Annotated in this window: 24 protein-coding genes; 9 read left to right on the forward strand and 15 right to left on the reverse strand. The window is 63.7% G+C overall.

Going from position 1 to position 19,591, the window contains the following annotated elements; all coding sequences use genetic code 11:
• Positions 1-7 precede the first annotated feature (7 nt).
• The gene (locus NKJ08_RS04865) at positions 8-1,075 is read left to right on the forward strand and encodes a sn-glycerol-3-phosphate import ATP-binding protein UgpC (protein WP_352528878.1); all 1,068 of its coding nucleotides are present in this window, start codon (positions 8-10) and stop codon (positions 1,073-1,075) included.
• Between the two features lie 21 nt (positions 1,076-1,096).
• Here the strand turns inward: NKJ08_RS04865 and NKJ08_RS04870 are convergent, their stop codons facing one another.
• The 5 genes from NKJ08_RS04870 to NKJ08_RS04890 form a co-directional block, all read right to left on the reverse strand.
• Positions 1,097-2,179 carry an ABC transporter ATP-binding protein gene (locus tag NKJ08_RS04870; RefSeq protein WP_352528880.1) on the reverse strand — a complete coding sequence of 361 codons (1,083 nt, stop codon included), beginning with the start codon at positions 2,177-2,179 and terminating at the stop codon, positions 1,097-1,099.
• Positions 2,176-3,759, reverse strand: a complete 1,584-nt coding sequence (locus tag NKJ08_RS04875; RefSeq protein WP_352781506.1) for an ABC transporter permease — start codon at positions 3,757-3,759, stop codon at positions 2,176-2,178. Before NKJ08_RS04875 ends, NKJ08_RS04870 begins: the two co-directional genes overlap by 4 nt.
• Positions 3,760-3,928: 169 nt before the next feature.
• Entirely contained in the window at positions 3,929-4,936 is a 1,008-nt protein-coding gene (locus NKJ08_RS04880) for an iron ABC transporter substrate-binding protein (RefSeq protein WP_352528884.1), read from the reverse strand.
• 285 nt (positions 4,937-5,221) lie between these two features.
• Complete coding sequence (locus NKJ08_RS04885; RefSeq protein ID WP_352528886.1) at positions 5,222-5,665, reverse strand: MerR family transcriptional regulator; 444 nt, start codon at positions 5,663-5,665, stop codon at positions 5,222-5,224.
• A gap of 54 nt (positions 5,666-5,719) precedes the next feature.
• Entirely contained in the window at positions 5,720-5,851 is a 132-nt protein-coding gene (locus tag NKJ08_RS04890; RefSeq protein ID WP_352528888.1) for a hypothetical protein, read from the reverse strand.
• 137 nt (positions 5,852-5,988) lie between these two features.
• Here NKJ08_RS04890 and NKJ08_RS04895 point away from each other — a divergent pair, with 137 nt between their 5' ends.
• The 5 genes from NKJ08_RS04895 (at position 5,989) to NKJ08_RS04915 (ending at position 9,252) form a co-directional block, all read left to right on the forward strand.
• Positions 5,989-6,744, forward strand: a complete 756-nt coding sequence (locus NKJ08_RS04895) for a thioredoxin family protein (protein ID WP_352528890.1) — start codon at positions 5,989-5,991, stop codon at positions 6,742-6,744.
• A gap of 1 nt (position 6,745) precedes the next feature.
• The gene (locus NKJ08_RS04900; RefSeq protein WP_352528892.1) at positions 6,746-7,453 is read left to right on the forward strand and encodes a cytochrome c biogenesis CcdA family protein; all 708 of its coding nucleotides are present in this window, start codon (positions 6,746-6,748) and stop codon (positions 7,451-7,453) included.
• A 13-nt stretch (positions 7,454-7,466) separates the two neighbouring features.
• Entirely contained in the window at positions 7,467-7,805 is a 339-nt protein-coding gene (locus NKJ08_RS04905) for a YnfA family protein (protein ID WP_352528894.1), read from the forward strand.
• A 264-nt stretch (positions 7,806-8,069) separates the two neighbouring features.
• On the forward strand, positions 8,070-8,612 hold the full coding sequence (locus NKJ08_RS04910) for a sigma-70 family RNA polymerase sigma factor (RefSeq protein WP_352781507.1): 543 nt from the start codon (positions 8,070-8,072) through the stop codon (positions 8,610-8,612).
• A gap of 1 nt (position 8,613) precedes the next feature.
• On the forward strand, positions 8,614-9,252 hold the full coding sequence (locus NKJ08_RS04915) for an NrsF family protein (RefSeq protein ID WP_352781508.1): 639 nt from the start codon (positions 8,614-8,616) through the stop codon (positions 9,250-9,252).
• 9 nt (positions 9,253-9,261) lie between these two features.
• Here NKJ08_RS04915 and NKJ08_RS04920 read toward each other — a convergent pair whose 3' ends face one another.
• From NKJ08_RS04920 to NKJ08_RS04950, 7 genes are all read right to left on the reverse strand, one after another.
• Entirely contained in the window at positions 9,262-10,140 is an 879-nt protein-coding gene (locus tag NKJ08_RS04920; protein ID WP_352528900.1) for a 3-hydroxybutyryl-CoA dehydrogenase, read from the reverse strand.
• 115 nt (positions 10,141-10,255) lie between these two features.
• The gene (locus tag NKJ08_RS04925) at positions 10,256-11,185 is read right to left on the reverse strand and encodes an electron transfer flavoprotein subunit alpha/FixB family protein (protein ID WP_352528902.1); all 930 of its coding nucleotides are present in this window, start codon (positions 11,183-11,185) and stop codon (positions 10,256-10,258) included.
• 24 nt (positions 11,186-11,209) lie between these two features.
• Positions 11,210-11,959, reverse strand: a complete 750-nt coding sequence (locus NKJ08_RS04930) for an electron transfer flavoprotein subunit beta/FixA family protein (protein ID WP_352528904.1) — start codon at positions 11,957-11,959, stop codon at positions 11,210-11,212.
• Between the two features lie 208 nt (positions 11,960-12,167).
• A complete protein-coding gene (locus NKJ08_RS04935) occupies positions 12,168-12,971 on the reverse strand; it encodes a rhomboid family intramembrane serine protease (RefSeq protein ID WP_352528906.1) in 804 nt (267 codons plus the stop codon).
• Positions 12,972-12,996: 25 nt separating this feature from the next.
• Positions 12,997-13,578: a cob(I)yrinic acid a,c-diamide adenosyltransferase gene (locus NKJ08_RS04940; protein ID WP_352528908.1), complete on the reverse strand. Its 582-nt coding sequence runs from the start codon at positions 13,576-13,578 to the stop codon at positions 12,997-12,999.
• 29 nt (positions 13,579-13,607) lie between these two features.
• Positions 13,608-13,799, reverse strand: a complete 192-nt coding sequence (locus tag NKJ08_RS04945; RefSeq protein WP_023677950.1) for a twin transmembrane helix small protein — start codon at positions 13,797-13,799, stop codon at positions 13,608-13,610.
• Between the two features lie 23 nt (positions 13,800-13,822).
• On the reverse strand, positions 13,823-14,689 hold the full coding sequence (locus NKJ08_RS04950) for an SDR family oxidoreductase (RefSeq protein ID WP_352528910.1): 867 nt from the start codon (positions 14,687-14,689) through the stop codon (positions 13,823-13,825).
• A 57-nt stretch (positions 14,690-14,746) separates the two neighbouring features.
• Between NKJ08_RS04950 and NKJ08_RS04955 the strand changes: the two genes are divergently transcribed.
• Complete coding sequence (locus tag NKJ08_RS04955; RefSeq protein WP_292656768.1) at positions 14,747-15,601, forward strand: YihY/virulence factor BrkB family protein; 855 nt, start codon at positions 14,747-14,749, stop codon at positions 15,599-15,601.
• Here NKJ08_RS04955 and NKJ08_RS04960 read toward each other — a convergent pair.
• Positions 15,568-16,458 carry a DMT family transporter gene (locus NKJ08_RS04960; protein ID WP_352528912.1) on the reverse strand — a complete coding sequence of 297 codons (891 nt, stop codon included), beginning with the start codon at positions 16,456-16,458 and terminating at the stop codon, positions 15,568-15,570. The genes NKJ08_RS04955 and NKJ08_RS04960 overlap by 34 nt on opposite strands.
• Positions 16,459-16,586: 128 nt before the next feature.
• Positions 16,587-17,462, reverse strand: coding sequence for a tRNA glutamyl-Q(34) synthetase GluQRS (gluQRS, locus tag NKJ08_RS04965; protein ID WP_352528914.1), 876 nt, complete (start codon positions 17,460-17,462; stop codon positions 16,587-16,589).
• A gap of 122 nt (positions 17,463-17,584) precedes the next feature.
• Here gluQRS and NKJ08_RS04970 point away from each other — a divergent pair, with 122 nt between their 5' ends.
• On the forward strand, positions 17,585-18,226 hold the full coding sequence (locus NKJ08_RS04970; RefSeq protein ID WP_352528916.1) for a DNA-3-methyladenine glycosylase family protein: 642 nt from the start codon (positions 17,585-17,587) through the stop codon (positions 18,224-18,226).
• A 129-nt stretch (positions 18,227-18,355) separates the two neighbouring features.
• Entirely contained in the window at positions 18,356-18,913 is a 558-nt protein-coding gene (locus tag NKJ08_RS04975) for an HNH endonuclease (RefSeq protein ID WP_023677956.1), read from the forward strand.
• Positions 18,914-19,064: 151 nt separating this feature from the next.
• Here NKJ08_RS04975 and NKJ08_RS04980 read toward each other — a convergent pair whose 3' ends face one another.
• Complete coding sequence (locus NKJ08_RS04980; RefSeq protein ID WP_352528918.1) at positions 19,065-19,583, reverse strand: disulfide bond formation protein B; 519 nt, start codon at positions 19,581-19,583, stop codon at positions 19,065-19,067.
• Between the last annotated feature and the right edge of the window lie 8 nt (positions 19,584-19,591).

Consider the following 19,591-nt stretch of genomic DNA (forward strand, 5'->3'; position numbering starts at 1 on the left):
GAAGCCGATGGCGACCGTCGATCTGAAGGACGTGAAGAAGATCTATCCCGGCGGCATCGAAGCCGTGAAGGGCGTTTCCATTGCCATTCCCGACAAGGAGCTTTGTGTTCTGGTCGGCCCCTCGGGCTGCGGCAAGTCTACGCTGCTGAGGATGATCGCCGGGCTGGAGACCATTTCTGCCGGTACAGTCGCCATCGACGGCAAGGTGGTCAACGCCATTGGCCCGACCGAGCGCGACATCGCCATGGTGTTCCAGAACTACGCGCTTTACCCGCATATGAAGGTCTATGACAACATGGCCTATGGCCTGCGCAACCGCGGCACGCCGAAGGACGAGATCGACAGCAGGGTGCGTTCGACCGCCAAGGTGCTGGAGCTTTCGGCGCTTCTCGACCGGCGCCCGCGCGAGCTTTCCGGCGGCCAGCGCCAGCGTGTCGCCATGGGCCGTGCCATCGTGCGCAACCCGAAAGTCTTCCTGTTCGACGAGCCCTTGTCCAACCTCGATGCGAAATTGCGCGGGCAGATGCGCGTCGAGATCAAGAATTTGCAGCGCTCGCTCGGTGTCACCTCGGTTTATGTTACCCACGACCAGCTTGAGGCGATGACGCTGGCCGACATCCTCGTTGTCATGAACGCCGGACTGGTCGAGCAGATCGGCGCGCCGCTCGATGTGTACGAGAAGCCGGCGTCGACCTTCGTCGCTTCCTTCATTGGTGCGCCGCCGATGAATCTCCTGGCGCTGACGGGGGGCTCGTCCGGCTCGGCACTGGCGGACGGTACGATGGTTGGCTTGGCGCCTGGACAAAGCAAGGCGGTGACACTCGGGTTTCGTCCGGAGGATGCCGATATCACTTTCGCGGCAGAGGCGCCGTCCGGCGCGCTTGCGCTGCCGGCGACGGTCGAAGCCGTCGAACCGGTCGGTGCCGAAAGCTTTCTCCACTGCGCGGCAGCCGGCAGCCGCATCGTCGTACGCGTCTCAGGTCGCGCCAGCGCCAGGCCCGGCGACCAATTGCGCGTCGTGGCCAGGTCCGAAAAGCTGCACTGGTTCGATCAGGCGGGCAAACGGGTCGATTGAGGTCGGCCTTGTACAAACCGTTCAGGCAAACACATGCGCCTTGCCCGATACGGTCAGCCGGACGATCTCGCCGACTGCCGGGGCGTCCATGCCCGGCTTGCGCAGGATCAATGGCGTGTTGCCGATGGCGGCGGCGTCGGGCGGATCGGGACTGTTCAAGAGACGCACGGCGATCGTGCACATCGAGCCGGCAAATTCGGATTCCGTCACCTCGCCGAACAGCATGTCCGCAGTGCCCGACATGCCTTCACGCGAGGTTCTTTTCAGCAGCACCTGCTCGGGCCGCAGCATGATGCGGGCGACGTCGCGCCGCTCCGTGCTGTCGACGGCGATGCGGCCGAGCGGCGAGGTGGCGAAGCCATCGGCGATCCTGGCCGGCAGGACGATGGCGTCGCCGAGGAACTCGGCGATCATCCTGTCCTTCGGCCTGAAATAGAGGTCGCGCGGCGTGCCGACCTGCGAGAATTTGCCGTCGCGCATCACCGCGACCTGGCTGGCGAAGGACAGCGCCTCGGCCTGATCATGGGTGACCAGGATCGTGGTGATGCCGGCTGTTTCGAGAAGCTCGGCCACGGCCTTGCGCATTGAGGCGCGCAGGCCGGTGTCGAGCGCCGAGAACGGCTCATCGAGCAGCATCAGCCGCGGCTTCATGGCCATGGCGCGGGCCAACGCGACACGCTGCTGCTGGCCGCCGGAGAGTTCGTGCGGGCGGCGCTTCAGGATCCCTTTGTCCAGCCCGACGACATAAGCGAGCTCGGCGATGCGCTCGTTGCGCTTTTCCTCGTGACGGCCCATGCCGAACCCAATATTCGCGGCGATGCTCAGATGCGGGAATAGAGCGCCGTCCTGCGCCACCAGCCCGATGCCGCGGCGATGCGCCGGCACGGCCGTGTCGCCATCGGCCAGCACCTCGCCATCGAGCACGATGCGACCCTGGTCCGGCGCCTCGAAGCCGGCGATCAGCCGCAGCAAGGTGGTTTTGCCGCAACCGGACGGCCCGACGATGGCCGTGCGGCTGCCGCTGGCCACGCTGAGGTCGACGCCGGCAAGTGCGGCCACTGGGCCGTAGTGCTTGTGGATGCCGCTCAGTTCGAGAAAGCTCATCGCCCGGCCATCCGCTTCGACTGGACGTAGAGCAGCCAGGTCAAAGGCAGCGACATCGCCACCATGATCAGCGCATAAGGCGCCGCCGACGCATAGTCGATCTCGCCGCTATAGGACCAGAACGCCATCGCCAGCGTGCGGGTGCCGTTGGGTGCCAGCATCTGGGTTGCGGTCAACTCGTTCATGATGCCCAGCGCGACCAATGCCATGCCGGCCGCGGCACCCGGCGCCGACAGCCGGATGGTCGTCGACCACAGCGCCTTGAGCGGCGCCCGGCCGAGGCTGGAGGCGGCGCGTTCGAGCTCGACCGGCGCCTGTGCGATCGACGCCCTGAGGCTGATCAGCGCGCGCGGCAGGAACATCAGGGCGTAAGCGACCAGGATGGTGAACAGCGTCTGGTAGAGCGGCATGGCGATGCGCACGGTGATGGTGACCAGCGCCAGCGCGATGACGACGCCGGGCAGCGCGCCGACGATATAGTTGCAGCCCTCCAGAATGCGCTGCAGCCGCCCCGGCGCGCGGATGGAGATCCACGCCATGGGCATTGCCGCAACGGTGGCGAGCAGCGCGCCGGCAAGCGCCAGAAACAGCGTCTGGCCAAGCGCCAGGCCGATCTCGTCGAGCCGCCAGACCTCGGCGCCGCCGGCCATAAGCCAGCGGCCGATCGTGACGAACGGCACGCCGAGCGCCAGCAGCGTGGTGAGAGCCGGCAGCAGCAGGCAAGGAATGGTGGCTCGCGCCCGGGGCGTGCGCTGCTGATGGCGCGCAGCGCCCGAGCCGACGCGGGCATAGCGTTCCTCGCCGCGCACCAGCACCTCCAGCCCGAGCAGCACGAAGCAGCAGGTCACCAGCACGCCGGCCAGCATGTTGGCGGCGGGGCCGTTGAAGGTCGACTGGAACTGGTCGACGATGGCGGTGGTGAAGGTGTCGAAGCGGATGAACACGTAGAGGCCGTATTCGGCCAGCAGATGCAGGCCGACAAGCAGGGAGCCGCCGCAGATGGCGAGCCGGAGCTGCGGCAGCACGACACGCCGGAACACGCGCCATGGGCCAAGCCCGAGGGCCGCGGCGGCATCCTCGAGAGCCGGATCGAGCCGGCGCAGAGCTGCCGCCACCGGCAGATAGAGGAACGGGAAATAGGCGATAACGGACACAAGCACGCCGGCCCACAGCCCGTGCAGTCTGGGCACCATGGTGATCCAAGCGTAACTATGGACGAAGGCGGGAATGGCGAGCGGCGCCACCGACAGCCAGGCCCATAGGCGGGCCCCCGGCAGATCGCTGCGCTCGGTGAGCCAGGCCAGCGCCACCGACAGCACGATCGAGATCGGCACGGCCAGCACCACCAGCAGACTGGTGTTGACCAGAAGCTCGCCGACGCGCGGCCTGAAGACCCGCGCCGTCACGGTTTCCCCGCCGGTCTGCACCGCCCCCCAGACGATGAAGGCAAGCGGCAGCAGCGCGAAAAGCGAGACGAAGACGGCGGCCAGCGAAATCCACGAGACCGCCCAACGACGGGCCCGCACGGCCGCGGTGTCGGCCGGCAAGCCTGAAGGTGCGAGATCGATCGCAGATTGCATCAGATCAGACGTTGCGCCATCTCCGCCCGAAGGCGGAGACGATCGGCGGCCGATACTGTGGCGAGCAGCTTGTGGTCATGGGCAAATGCCATCTTGAAAGCAGAGCGCTCCCGCGGAAAGCGAATTCCCACAGGAGCGCAGTCGGTTGCCCTTTTAGGACGAACGCCGACTAAAGCAAGCCGGCCGCCGTCATCAGGTCGGTCACCTTCTTCGAGTTCAGTGCCGTCGGGTCGACTTTCGGGGCCTGCAGATCAGCCAGCGGCACCAGCTTCGGATTGGACTCGGCGCCCTTGCCGACTGCGTATTCGAAGGAATCGCCGGTTTTCAGCACGTCCTGGCCACCCTTGCCGGTGACCCATTTCAGGAAAGCTTGTGCTTCCTTCTTATGCTTGCTCGACGCCAGCACGCCGCCGCCGGAAATCGAGACGAAAGCACCCGGATCCTGGTGCTTGAAATAGTGAAGCTCGACATTCTTGCTGTTCTCGCCGGTCTTGGCCTGATCGCCGAAATAGTAATAGTGGTAGATCACGCCGCCATCGATCTCGCCGGCATTGACCGCCTTCATCACGGTGCTGTTGCCCTTATAGGCGGTAAAGTTCTCTTTCATCGCCTTCAGCCAGTCGGCCGTAGCGGTCTCACCCTTGAGCTGAAGCAAGGCGCTGACGATCGCCTGGAAATCGGCGCCGGACGGCGAGGCGGCCCAGCGGCCCTTCCAGCTCGAATCGGCGAGATCGAGGAGCGATTTGGGAAGCTGGTCGGCGCTCAGTTTGGTCTTGTTGTAGGCAAAGACGGTGCTGCGCGCGGCAACGCCGACCCATTTGCCGCTGGCCGGCTGGTACTCCTGCGGAACCTGGGCCAGCGTCTCGGCGTCGACCGGCGCGAATAGGCCGGCCGTCTCGACCAGCACCATGGCCGGCGAGTTCTCCGTCAGGAACACATCGGCGGGCGAAGAGGTGCCTTCGGCAACGATCTGATTGGAGAAATCGCTGTCGCCGCCGTTGCGGACGGTGACCTTGATGCCGGTTTCCTTGGTGAACCCTTCCGCCCAGGCCTTGGTCAGGTTTTCGTGCTGGGCGTTGTAGACGACGATGCCCTCGTCCTCGGCCATTGCCGGGCCGGCGATCAGGCCGATTGCAAGTGCTATCGCACCGGCAAGGGCGGAAAGAGCATATTTCATGGTATCGTCCTCGATTTCGATGGGCTTTGGTTTGGCACGCTGCACCTATCAATACATGACTAGCACAGTCAACATTGCTGGCTGCTTCAATCCGTCGCCGAGGCGCACAAACCCCGTGCCAGACGGACAATTCTGCGTGATGGAGGGGGGGCAGCCTTTCGAACGTATGACGCGCGGCATCGGATGGCACAGACCCGCCGGAAAAAGACCAGCGCCCGGGGGAATTTGGTCGTGAGTCATGGCTGACGGTCGACCAATATGAGGCGCATCGTTCGCAGCGGCTGACTATCCGCAGCAGCCGCTTTTTGCTGGTGTCGCCATGTCCTTGAAAATCACGCAGTCCTGGCCGGGGCCGCCAGCACAGGAAACATTGCAGCGCGTCACAAAGCTCTCAAGCCGGCGCTCGAGCAAGCGTAGCTCTGCGAGCTTGTGGCGCACCTCGTCGAGATGCTGCTGGGCAATATCACGTGTCTCGACGCAATCGCGGCTAGTGCTGATCGAAAGGTTCAGCAACACGCGCACTTGGTCGATGCTGAATCCGAAGTCCCGGCATTGCTTGATGAAGGTCAGCCGGCCGAGATCGTCGTGATCATAGCTGCGCTGCCCACCGGCCGTGCGCTGGGCAGGAGGCAGCAAACCGATCTCTTCATAATAGCGAATGGTCGGGGTCGTGACGCCTGCGGCCTTGGCAAGGGCGCCGATTGTGAACACGCGGATGTGAAGGTTCATCGCCAGATACTCCTTGAACCTCAAGTTACTTGAAGAAGTACCGTCCTGCCAAGATTAGAAATCGGGAAAGGCCGTTTCGATGAAAACCACCCTAAAATGGGCCGGCGTCGCAACAGCCGCTTGTGCGGCCTGCTGCACGGTCAGCTTCATACCGGCGGCGCTGCTAGGCACCAGCCTGGCTGCCATCGGCGGTGCCGCCTGTACCTGGGGCCTCGGCCTGCTCGCGTTGGCCGTTCCGATCGGCGGGCTATATCTCCTCTCGCGTCGCAAAGCTGCGCCCAACGCCACGTTTCAGTCATTGATGGCCCAAGAGGAATGCGGCTGTGGTCCGTCTGGTGCCCTCGACCGCCCAAGATGATGCCCTGTCGATCGCCTGCACCCTTGGTGCTTCCGATTTCAAGGAGCGTGTCGCCGGCATCCGCGCCCTGGCGCGACGGTCCTTGCGGCGTGCAGATCGCGCGCCGCTGTCGCTGTCGCTGACCTATGAGCCGGAAGCTCTGGACGAGGTGCGCGAGCTGATGCGCAAGGAGCGAACCTGCTGCGCGTTCCTGACCTTTGATTTGAAGAGCAGCGCGCGCGACGTGGTTCTCACCATCACCGCACCGGAGGCGGCGGCCGAGGCCGCTGATCTTTTGTTTGACCATTTCGCCCTGAACTCGCGCCATCCAACCTCAAGGAGATTGCATAACATGCAACGTCGTCACTTCCTGATGCTCTCAGCCACCGCCGGCATCGCCGCTGCCGCCGGCCCAGCGTTCGCCCACAACGGCGACGAAACCATTGCCGGCTTCGACGAAGCGCTTAAGTCCAGCAAGCCGGTGATCATCCACGTTACGGCGCCTTGGTGCGAGGTCTGCCAGGCGCAAAAGCCTATCGTGGCAGCACTCCTCGCGTCTCCCGACTTCAGGACCATGAAGAAATTCGATGTCGATTTCGACACGCAAAAGGAGGTCCTCGCACGCTACCACGTGCAGATGCAGAGCACGATGATTGTCTACAAGGGCGGCAAGGAAATCGACCGGCAGACCGGCCAGACCGACCCGGCTGTTATTGAAGCGCTGCTCAGGAAGGCGCTGTAACATGCTGCTTGCCCTGCTTGCCGGCATTCTGTCGATCCTTTCACCCTGCGTGCTGCCGCTGCTGCCGGTGATTCTGACCGGCGCCCTGGCCGAACACCGGCTGGCACCGCTGGCTTTGGCCGCCGGCGTCGCCGTCTCCTTCACCGCGATCGGGGTGTTTGTTGCCACCATCGGCTTTTCGATCGGCCTCGACATGACGGTGTTTCGCTCGGCCGCCGCCGTGCTTTTGATCCTGGTCGGAGCCGTGCTGCTCGTGCCGCGTTTTCAGACGCAATTTGCCGTGGCGGCCGGTCCGGTAAGCAACTGGACGCAAAGCCGCTTCGGTGGCGTCTCCACCTCCGGCATATCGGGCCAGTTCGGTGTCGGACTGCTCCTTGGCGCGGTATGGACGCCTTGCGTCGGGCCGACCCTCGGCGCAGCGTCCATTATGGCCGCGCGCGGCGAAAATCTCGGCATGGTGGTGTTGACCATGCTGGCTTTCGGCATCGGCACCTCGTTGCCGCTCCTGGCGCTGGCATTGATGTCCCGTGAAGCGCTGCTACGCTGGCGGGGCCTGATGCTGGGCGCTTCGAGCGGCATCAAGATGGTTCTTGGCGCGCTGCTCGTCATCGCCGGCGCTATGACTCTGACCGGGTTCGACCGTACCTTTCAAACCGGGCTTGAGCGGGCATTGCCTGACTGGCTGGTGGTCATCACGACGCGCCTGTGACAGACTCGACCGCATGCCAGTTCTTCTCAGCACCTTCCTGACGTTCGCGGCCGCCGCCCTGGCTGAGATTGCCGGATGCTTCGCCTTCTGGGCCTGGTTGCGGCAAGGCAAACCGATCCTCTGGCTGGTGCCGGGCGTCGCGTCCCTGATGCTGTTCGCCTATCTGCTAACGCTGGTGCCTAGCGACTATGCGGGCCGCGCCTACGCCGCCTATGGAGGCATCTATATCCTCGCATCCCTGCTCTGGCTGTGGCTGGCCGAAGGGCATCGGCCGGATACGTGGGACTTGGCGGGCGGGGCGATCGCCGTACTCGCGGCGGCAGGCATATTGTTTGCGCCGCGTGGTCATTAACTCCGATCGGGCGTGGCAACTCTTTGAGACGGATTTTCAACCGCTCGCAGTTGGGTGGCATTTGAGGTTGCGCAGAGTCGCCAAGTGAAAGTTGCGCGCTACGGCTCGAAGCTTGAAAAGCACAGCCACCGGCATTTCATGGCCTGCGGCCACCGCTTCTCACCAGCAAACTTTCGTGGTTTCCACGTACTTTGTCTTGGACATTATTTCGCCGGCCACGTAACAAATCAGCGCCGAGACGCGAATATCGGGGAGTGAAGTCTTGTGACCGGCAAGGACGAAGCCGAGCTTTCCCGGCTGCTGCGGGCCGCGATCGCTGGAGACGAAAGGGCCTATGCCGACTGTCTGCACCGGATCGCCGCTCTCGTTGGTGGCTTTGCCAGGCGCAAGATCGTGCAGGGCGGGGTCGATCCCGAGGATGTCGTGCAGGAAACCTTGCTGGCCATTCATGTGAAACGGCATACATGGCGCCATGATGCGCCGGTGTTGCCTTGGGTCTATGCCATAGCGCGCTTCAAGCTGATCGATGCGTTTCGGCGGCGCGGCCGGCGGATCGAGATCGAGATCGACGAAATCGCCGAGACCTTTGCCGAGCCGGAAGCGGAGACGGTCAGCGAGCGCGACATCAACCGAGCACTCGACGGCCTGTCGCCGGCGCAGCGTTCGGTGGTCTCGGCAGTATCGGTCGAAGGCCGTTCGATCGGCGAGACGGCGGCGAAATTCGGCATCAGCGAGACGGCGGTGCGGGTGTCGCTGCACCGCGGGCTTGCCGCCATTGCCAAACGGTTCGGGGCGGGGCGGGAATAACATGAGGACCGAAGATCTCATCAAGGCGCTCGATGCCGATGCCCGCAGCAAGGCGCTGCCGCTGGGCGCCGCCTGGTGGCTTGCCACCGGCGCGGCCATCGTGATCGCGGCCGCGGTTTTCTGGCTGACGATCGGCCCGCGCCCCGACATCGCATTTGCCATGCACACGATGCGGTTCCTGTCGAAATTCGTCTTCACTATTGCTCTTGCCGTCAGCGCCTTTGTCTTGGTCCGCGCGCTGTCGGCACCCGGAGCATCGACCGGCCGGGCGGCGATCTGGATGATCATCGCCCCGCTGCTGGTGATTGTGGCCGTGATTCTCGAACTCTTCGTCGTGCCTGCGTCCGACTGGGGCACGCGCCTGGTCGGCACCAACATGATCATCTGCATGACGTTCATTCCGCTGATCGGCATCGGCCCGCTTGCCGTCTTTCTCGCGGTGCTGCGCCATGGCGCGCCAACACGGCCGGTGCTTGCCGGTGCGGTAGCGGGCCTGCTTGCCGGCGGGCTGGCGGCGACCTTCTATGCCGCGCATTGTTTCGATGATTCGCCGCTTTTCGTTGCCACCTGGTACACTGTCGCGATCGCCATCCTTGCCGTGCTCGGGGCGCTCGGCGGGCGGCTTTTCGTGCGCTGGTAGCGACGGCGATCAGCGTGTCGGAACGGGGTGTTCGCCGCGATAGTCGTAGAAGCCGCGCCCGGTCTTGCGGCCGAGCCAGCCGGCCTCGACATATTTGACCAGCAGCGGGCAGGGGCGGTATTTCGAATCCGACAGGCCGTCATGCAGCACCTGCATGATCGACAGGCAGGTATCCAGCCCGATGAAATCTGCAAGCTGCAGCGGCCCCATCGGATGGTTGGCGCCGAGCTTCATGGCGGTGTCGATGGCGTCGACCGAGCCGACACCTTCATAGAGCGTATAGATCGCCTCGTTAATCATCGGCAGCAGGATGCGGTTGACGATGAAGGCCGGGAAATCCTCCGAGACGGTGATCGTCTTGTCGAGCTGCTTCACATAGGTTTTTGCCGCCTCGAAGGTCTGGTCCTCGGTGGCGATGCCGCGCACCAGTTCGACCAGCTTCATCACCGGAACCGGGTTCATGAAATGTATGCCGATGAAGCGCTCCGGCCGGTCGGTCTGCGAAGCCAGCCGCGTGATCGAGATCGACGACGTGTTCGTCGCCAGGATGGCCTCGGGGTTGAGCTGCGGGCAGAGCTGGGCATAGATCTTGCGTTTGACCGTCTCGTCCTCGGTCGCTGCTTCGATCACCAGATCGGCGCCCGCAAGGTCAGCCATGGCCGGTGCAGACGAAATGCGCGCCATCGCCTCGTTGCGCAGCTTTTCCTCGAGCTTGCCGGACCCGACCTGACGGGCCATGTTGCCGCTGATCGTGGCGATGCCCTTTTCGATGCGGTCGGGCGAAATGTCGTAAACCAGCACCTTGTAGCCCGCCAGAGCGGATACATGGGCGATGCCGCCGCCCATCTGGCCCGCGCCGATGATGCCGATCGTCTCGATCTTGCTCATTACCCGATCCCGTCGAGGCCTTTGCGGCCTGTTTTTTTGTGCAGTGCACACTAAAAGGGCGGGGCGACTTCGTCTACCCCACCCCTCAGAATTTAATACGCTTTGGCAGAAGGCGTCAAAGCGCCTTTTGCAGTTCCGGCAGAATGACGAAGAGGTCGCCGACGAGACCGTAGTCGGCGACCTGGAAGATCGGCGCCTCCTCGTCCTTGTTGATGGCAACGATGACCTTCGAATCCTTCATGCCGGCAAGGTGCTGGATGGCGCCGGAGATGCCGACGGCAATGTAAAGGTCGGGAGCTACCACCTTGCCGGTCTGGCCGACCTGCCAGTCGTTCGGCGCATAGCCGGCATCGACGGCGGCGCGAGATGCGCCGACGGCCGCACCGAGCTTGTCGGCGACCGGCAGGATGACCTCCTGGAACTTCTCGGAGGAGCCCAGCGCGCGACCGCCCGAAATGATGATCTTGGCCGAGGTCAGCTCCGGACGATCGGTCTCCGAGAGCTTGTTCTCGACGAAGGTGGACAGGCCGGGGTTGGCTGCGGCCTTCACGGTTTCGACCGTGGCCGAGCCGCCCTCGGGAGCCGCCTGGAAGGAAGCGGTGCGCACCGTGATGACCTTCTTGGCGTCACTCGACTGCACCGTCTGGATGGCGTTGCCGGCATAGATCGGCCGCTTGAAGGTGTCGGGCGACACGACTTCGATGATTTCCGATATCTGTGCCACATCGAGCAGGGCCGCGACACGCGGCGAGACGTTCTTGCCCGAGGAGGTCGCCGGCGCGATGATCGTGTCGTATGGCTCAGCAAGCGAAACGACGAGCGCCGCCAGCGGTTCGGCGAGACGCTCGGTGAGTTCGTCCGCTTCGGCGAGCAGCACCTTGCTCACGCCCTTGAGCCTGGTGGCGGCGTCCGCTGCCGGCTTGGCGCCCTTGCCGGCAACCAGCACATGCACGTCCGAACCGATCTGCAGTGCCGCCGAAAGCGCCTTCGCGGTCTGGTCGGAAAGCGTTGCGTTGTCGTGTTCGGCAATCAGAAGAATAGCCATGTTCTTGTCTCCGTTTCCGATTGCTTACAGCACGCCGGCTTCATTCTTGAGCTTGTCGATGAGTTCGGCCACGCTCTTGACCTTGACGCCCGCCTTACGGCCGCCCGGCTCCTCGGTCTTGATCACCTTCAGCCGCGGCTTGACGTCGGCGCCGTAGTCGGCCGGGGTCTTCTCGTCGAGCGGCTTCTTCTTGGCCTTCATGATGTTGGGCAGCGAGGCGTAGCGTGGCTGGTTCAGCCGCAGATCCGCCGTGACGATTGCCGGCATCTTCAGTTCCAGCGTCTGCAGGCCGCCATCGACCTCGCGCGTCACCTTGGCCTTGTCACCGTCGAGCACGATCTTGGAGGCGAAGGTGCCCTGCGCCCAGCCCAGAAGCGCCGCCAGCATCTGGCCGGTCTGGTTGGAATCGTCGTCGATCGCCTGCTTGCCGAGAATGACGAGACCGGGCTGTTCTGCCTCGACCACGCCCTTCAGCACCTTGGCGACACCGAGCGGCTCAGTCTGCTCGTCGGTCTTGACCAGGATGGCGCGGTCGGCGCCCATGGCGAGCGCCGTGCGCAAGGTTTCCTGTGCCTGCTGCGGCCCGACCGACACGACGATGATCTCTTCCGCCTTGCCAGCTTCCTTCAGCCGGATCGCCTCTTCCACCGCGATCTCGTCGAACGGGTTCATCGCCATCTTGACGTTGGCGAGTTCCACCGCCGAACCATCCGCCTTCACCCGGACCTTGACGTTCGCATCCACAACCCGCTTCACGGGCACAAGGATCTTCATTTGCCTGTCACCTCTTTCACGATAGTCTCTTCACGCTCGTCGGGCGCGCTATAGCAGCATGCACCTCTTCAGAGTTGTCGAAAGCCGACATTCCGGACGGAATTCTGGTCTTCGCCACGCCAGTAGGGTGGCGCTTCCGTAGTTGCGGCGACCCCGCGCGTCAATATCCAGGGCGCACTCGGATCCTCGGCGAAGCACTCAAATCGGTTCAGTCTAGACCGGAAACGCTTCCCCGGCCCCAGCGCGGCGCCGGCTGCGCGGGCGGCAGATCGCTTGCCGGCGGCTCCACGGCAACGGGCGCCGGACCGGCGACCACGGCCGGCTCCTCGTCGGCGCCGGCGAGTAGCGGTACGCCACGGCTGCGCAAGACAAGCACCAGCACGGCTCCGGCGATGATGCCGCCAATATGGCAGGCCCAGGAAACCTGATCCTCGCCACCCTGGGCGAACATGAAGATCTGGAACAATATCCACAGGATGAGCGGGATGAAGGCTGGAATGCGCAACGGGATGCGGGCGAAGGCCAGCACCCATACCTTTACCCGCGGATAAAGGATCAGATAGGCGACGACCACACCGGCGATGGCACCCGACGCGCCGATCAGCGGCACTTGCGAATCCCAGGCCACCAGACCCTGGAAGAAAGCACCGGCGATGGCGCAAAGCAGGTAGAAGATGAGGTAGCGGATGTGGCCGAGTGCATCCTCGACATTGTCGCCGAACACCCACAGGAACAGCATGTTGCCGCCGAGGTGGAAGATATCCGCGTGCAGGAAAGAATAGGTCAGGTAGCTCAGGCTCTCCGGAATGACGACAAATTGCGGAGCGAGTTCGGCGCTGTCATGCACAACCGACGGGATGAAGCCGAGGCCCAGCACCGCGGCGTTGGAGAAATCCTCACCGCCAAGTGTGGTGACAAAGTAGATCAACACATTGAGGGCGATCAGGCCGATCGTCACATATTGCAGCTTGATGTGCCGCAGCCGGTTGGTGTCGTAAAGCGGGATAAACATCGGGCCTCTCCCGCTTCCGGCGGATTCAGCGGTTCTTGCCGGGAACCCATAGCACGTCGGCGTTTCCGTTGTCATTGACCGCGCGTGCGGCGACGAACAGAAAGTCCGAGACCCGGTTGATGTACCTTATTGCCTCGCGGTTGACGGGCTCGTTTGGGTCTTGCGACAGCGCCACCATGATGCGCTCGGCGCGGCGAGCCACCGTGCGGGCGAGGTGAAGGGCGGCGGCGGCCGGCGTGCCGCCATTGAGCACGAAGGATTTGAGCGGCTGCAGATCCTTGTTGAGGAGGTCGATGTCCTGTTCGATGCGGTCGGTCTGCGAGGCGACGATGCGCAGCGGCTCGTAGTCGAGCGGCTTGCCATTGTCGGGGACTGCCAGATCGGCACCGAGATCGAAAAGGTCGTTCTGGATGCGGCTGAGCATCGCATCGATCGACGGATGTACTGCCGCTGTATGGATACGGGCCATGCCGATGCAGGCATTGGCCTCGTCGACGGTGCCGTAGGCGTCGATGCGAAGGTCGGATTTAAGCCGCCGCTCGCCGGAGCCAAGGCCGGTGGTGCCATCGTCGCCGGTGCGGGTGTAGATCTTGTTGAGCTTGACCACGGGTTACCTCCCGGCTGCTGGCTGCTGCGTCACTTACGGGTGAAATACACCGCCAGCATGATCAGCACCAAAGCCACGAACTGCAACAGCACGCGCGTCTGCATCAGCTTGTTAGAGGTCATGCTGGAGCCGCCGCGCATCATGTTGATGAGGCCGCGGATCAGCACGATCACCACGGCGACCATGACGAGAACGGCGAGGATGTTGAAGACGGTTGCCATGGTGTGTTCCAGTTGAATTGCGTTCAGGCGCGTTTGGCGAGCAGGCGGTAGAGCATCGCTGCCGGCAGGATGCGTTTGAGGATTACGCCGATCCTGGCCGGCACCGTTACCACATAATGCGGTCGCGGGCGCCGCGACAGAAGCGCATGGCGCAAGGCAGCGTGAACCACCTCCGGCCCGGGCTTCAGCCGCGATGCGCTGCCGCCGGCCCGCAGCCGTTCCAATTGTGCGTCATAGGCTAGGCGATGGACTGACTTCGCGTGATCGATGTTCGCCAAGAACCATGCGAGGCTGTTGCTGGCGATCTTCGATTTCACCGGCCCCGGCTCGATCAGTGAAACATGGATGCCGCTACCCCGGAGTTCCTGATAGAGGGACAGCATCAGCCCTTCGAGAGCGTGCTTCGATGCCGAGTAGGCGCCGCGGAAAGGCAGCGGCGCGAGACCGAGGATCGACGAGCAATGAACGAGGCGGCCATGGCCCTGGCGGCGCATCACCGGTACGACACGGCGAGTGAGATCATGCCAGCCAAAGACATTGGCCTCGAACTGCTGCCGCAACGCCTCGACCGGCAGGTCCTCGACGGCGCCGGGCTGCCCGTAGGCGCCGTTGTTGAAGAGGGCATCGAGCCGGCCGCCGGTCCGCTCCAGCACCGACGCCACCAGCGCCTCGATCGATCCGGGCTCGGTGTAGTCCAGATAAAAGGCCTCGATGCCGTCGGCGTCGAGCGCGGCGATATCTTCAGGCTTTCGGGCCGTTGCGAACACCCGCCAGCCTTCCTTCTTAAGAGCATGGGCGCAATAGGCGCCTATTCCGGAAGAGGCACCGGTGACAATGATGGTGCGCAACTCTTCTCCGGGAGGAATGGTGGTTTGACCTAGGGTTGTCATTTGCCGCAAACCCTTCCCATATTCGCGACGTCGGGACAATCGAAGGGAACGCGGTTCTTGTTGCGGAAGATCGTAGCCCTCAAACGCGTGCTCTACGACGCGCTCGGCCATTTCAACACCGACGACGGCTGGGCAATGGCCAGCCATCTGGCGATCACCGCGCTGATGGCGCTTTTTCCTTTCCTGATCTTCGCCACGACGCTGGCGAGTTTTTTCGGCGCGCAGGCTTTCGCCGACACCGCCGTGCACCTTGTGTTCGACACATGGCCCGAGCAGATCGCCAAACCGATCGCGCGCGAAGTGCTCAACGTGCTTACCGTCCGGCGCAGCGACCTGTTGACCTACGGTATCGTGCTTGCCGGATACTTCGCCTCGAACGGCATCGAGGCGCTGCGCACTTCGCTCAACCGCGCCTATCGTGTCTCGGAAACGCGCGGCATCATCTACCGGCGGGTGCAGAGCATCATCTTCGTGCTGATCGCGACGGCCGGGTTTTTGGCGATCAGCGTGCTGCTGGTCTTCGCGCCGTTGCTGGCACGGCTGGCCGAGTCGCATTTCGAATGGATAAAGCCCTACATGGGCACGATCACGCTGTGGCGTTACGTCATCGCCTCGGTCGTCATCATCGGCGGTCTGTTCGCCGTGCATTTCTGGTTGCCGGCCGGCAAGCGCCGCTTCGTCTCGATCGTGCCGGGCATCATCTTCACGTTGGTCGGCTGGCTCATCGGATCGACCATCTTCGCCGCCTATCTCGATCATTTCTCGTCCTATGTGACGACCTATGCCGGCCTCGCCTCGATTATGATCGCCGTCGTATTCCTCTATATCGTCTCGGCGATCTTCATCCTCGGTGGCGAGCTCAACGCCGCGATCAGCCGCTATTTAGAGGCGCGTGCCCGCGTCGGCGGCTGAGCCGTCGCCAGCCCGACGCCGAGCGTCGCGATCGCCATGCCGGCGATCTGGAGCGGGCTCAACTGCTCACCGAACAATGCCCAGGCGATGACCGCGGTGACGGCCGGCACGAGGTAAAACAGCGAGGCGACCTTCGACATCTCGCCGTCGCGGATCATCACCATCAACAGGAAGATGGCGCCGATCGATAGCACCAGCACGAGCCAGGCCATGGCGAAGATCAGTTCGCCGTTGACGATGACCGTTCGGGTCTCGAAGGCGAGCGAGGCCAGCGCCATCACTGATGCGCCGCCGACATATTGCCAGAACGTGGCAGCCACCAGATCGCCGCCGGAGGCGAAACGCTTCTGCCAGATCGTGCCCGCACTCATGCCGAGTACGGAGACCAGCGAGGCCCCCAGTGTTTCGGTCGTCACCCCGCCGCCGAGCGCGCCGAGCTTCGGCCAGAGCACGATTACCACGCCGATCAACCCGAGGCCGAGACCGGCCCAGTGGCGCGGCAGGATGGCCTCGCCCAGAAGCCGGCCGGCGAGCACTGCCGTGATCAGCGGCTGCAGGCCGACGATCAGGGCTGAAAGCCCAGCGGGCATGCCCCGGTGGATGGCCCAGAACACGCCGCCGAGATAGACCCCATGCATCAGGATGCCGGCGCCGGTCGCGTGCAGCGCCTCGTCGCGGGTGGCGCGGCTCGAACCAAGTGCGGCCATCAAAGCGACAAGCAGGATTGCGGCCAGGACAAAGCGCGCGGCCAGGAAAGTAAAGGGCTCCGCCCACGGCATGGCATAGCGCGCGCCGATGAAGCCGGTCGCCCACAGGACGACGAAAGAGGCGGGGATGAACCGCTTGAGGCTGTGCATTTTTCCGGAGGCCACGCGTCGGTGAGGACTGACTGTCGCGCTTGCTCTAATGCCGTTCCGAGCGGAAGGCAAAACCAAACCGTTGATCCATTAGGCTCATTTCCATTCAAGGAATGCCGGTGGCGCCGCTAGAGACCGACCAGCCGCCTCACATCGTCCGGCGATGCGCCCGCCTTACGCTGGGCGGCAAGGCCGGTATCGCCAAGACTCTTCGACAGTTTTCGTCCGTCCGGGCCGAGGATCAGGCGATGGTGAAAATAGGCCGGCTGCGGCAGGCCAAGCAGCTGCTGAAGCAGCCGCTGCACGCTGGTCGCGGAATAAAGATCCTGGCCGCGCACGACATGGCTGACGCCCTGCAGCGCGTCGTCCATGGTGACGGCGAGGTGATAGCTGGTCGGGATTTCGCGGCGCGCCACGACCACGTCGCCCCAATCCTGCGGATGGGCTTCGACACGACGCGTCGCGGAGAGCGTCTCGTCCGTGTATTCGGCCCATGACAGGTCCTTGCCGGCGCGCGCTATTGCAGCATCGACGTCCAGCCGCCAGGCAAATGGCACATTTTCGGCGATGCGCCGTTTGCGTTCGCTCGCCGGCAGCGCCTTGTCGGCGGCGGGATAGAGCGGCACGCCGTCCGGGTCGCGAGGCCAGTCGCGGCCGCGCTTTTCGCTGTCGGCGATGAAGGCGCGGATCTCACTTCTGCTCATGAAGGCCGGATAGACAAGCTCCGCTTCGATCAGCCGCTCTAGCATAGCCCGATATTCGGCAAAATGCTCGGACTGGCGGCGCACCGGTTCCTCCCAGCCAAGCCCCAGCCATTTCAGGTCGCGAAAAATGCCCGCCTCGAATTCCGGCGTGCAGCGCGTCGTGTCGATGTCCTCGATGCGCAGCAGCAGGCGTCCGCCCGCCGCCTTTGCCAATTTCTGATTGAGCAGCGCCGAATAGGCATGGCCGAGATGCAGTTCGCCGTTCGGGCTCGGCGCGAAGCGGAATGTCAGCAGTGTCATTGTCCGGCGGCAAACGGGTTGTGCGGCGCTTTCGCCAATTGCTACTTTGCGCCGGCGGCGTCGTGCGTCCAGAGGGACACGTGACGAAGCGTGCGGCACTTTTGATTTTGGAACAAGCAGACATGCAACGCATCGCCAGCCTCGACGACATTGCGCAAGGGCTGGATAGGCTATGCTTGCTCGACCCACGCCTGGAAAAAGTGCGCGGCATGGCCGGCGAGGTGCCGCTCAGGCTGTCGGAGCCGGGGTTCAGGAGCTTTGCCTCGATCGTCGTTTCACAACAAGTGTCCCGCGCGAGCGCCGATGCCATCTTCGGCCGGCTGGCGAGACTGCTCGATCCGCTGACGCCGCAGGCGATACTTGCCGCCGACGAGGCGATCTTTCGCGAGGCCGGGCTGTCGCGGCCCAAGCAGCGCGGCCTGGTTGCCGTCGCCCGGGCGGTGGCCGAGGGACTCGACCTCGATCACCTGTGCCGGCTCGATGCAAGCGAGGCGATCGCGGCCATGACCAAGGTGCCGGGCATCGGCTCGTGGACGGCTGAAGTCTACCTTTTGTTTGCCGCCGGACACCCAGATATCTTTCCGGCGCGCGACGTTGCATTGCAGAGCGCGGTCGGCCATGCACTCGGCATCGACCCGCGTCCGCCGGAGAAAATGCTGATCCGGCTTGCCGAATCATGGAGCCCGTGGCGCGGTGTCGCATCGCGGCTTTTCTGGGCTTATTATCGCGAATTGAAGGGCCGGGACGCCGCGCCTCCGGCTTGAATCCGCAAAAAAGCATTGAAATCATGCGTTTTTGAGGGCCGGGATGATCGACAATCCGCTTCACATCCCTGTCATGTCGGGCTTACAGTATCCGCGTCGACCGGTTCGAGGGTGAAGGAGGTCAACGACGTGACGGTTGCCGTATCTCCGGATGGGCTTCCAGCGCTGGTGCTGAATGCGGATTACCGTCCGCTCAGCTATTACCCCTTGTCGCTCTGGTCCTGGCAGGACGCCATCAAGGCGGTGTTCCTCGAGAGGGTGAACATCGTCGCCGAATACGAACACGCCGTCTCTTCGCCGACCTTCTCGATGAAGCTGCCGAGCGTCGTCAGCCTGAAGGCCTATGTGAAGCCGTCCAGGCATCCGGCGTTTACCCGCTTCAACGTCTTCCTGCGCGACCGTTTCCAGTGCCAATATTGCGGTACGCCGGACGATCTGACCTTCGACCACGTCATCCCGCGCCATCGCGGCGGCGCCACGACCTGGGAGAATGTCGTCGCTGCCTGCTCGCCCTGCAATCTGAGGAAGGGCGGCATGATGCCGGCGCACGCCAAGATGTGGCCGCTGCAGAAGCCGTACCAGCCGACGGTGCATGATCTGCACAATAACGGCCGCCTGTTCCCGCCCAACCATCTACACGAAAGCTGGATGGATTATCTGTACTGGGATGTCGAACTCGAGCCGTGAGATCATCCGATAATTCGGGAGGCTGGCCGTCTGAAGCGATTTTCTGCGCTTCCGATGCTCACGGACCAATGTCCGCTCCGCTTCGGTTCTCGACAATCACTCCACCCGACTCAGCCTGCCGAATTCTTGGATGATCTCGTGTCGCGCTAAATCAGTCGCGGGCGAAGGCGCTGCGGAAGGCTACGACTGCCAGGACAAAGCTGGCGATGGCGTTCCAGCCGGCCAGCGACAGGCCGAGGATGCGGAGCGCCGCCTTGTCGCAGGAGGGCGGGACGAATTTGTCGAGCGCATCGAGCACGCCCTTGCCGCCGGTGTCCACCGGCCCGGCGGCTGCGGTGCAATCGGTCGGGCCTGGCCACCACGCCCATTCGACGCCGGAGTGATAAACGCCGAGATAGACGCCGTAGAGCATCAGCAGGCCGCCAATAGCCAGCAGGCCACGGCTTACCCAGGCTGGCGCGTGAAGAGCCGGCGCAAGCACCGCCAGCAGCATCAAGGGCACGCCGACGTAGTAAGGCGTGCGCTGCTCGAGGCAGAGCTTGCAGGGGATGTAGCCGCCGAGATACTGGAAGGCCAGCGCCGAGCCGACCGTGGTGGCCATGGCGACAGCGAGAAACAGGGCGGTGCGCAGCCGCTGGCGTCCGGTATCGGCATTCACGGTCGCTGTCATCGGACTCA

The sequence above is a fragment of the Mesorhizobium sp. M0244 genome, from assembly GCF_040321795.1.
Taxonomy (GTDB): domain Bacteria; phylum Pseudomonadota; class Alphaproteobacteria; order Rhizobiales; family Rhizobiaceae; genus Mesorhizobium.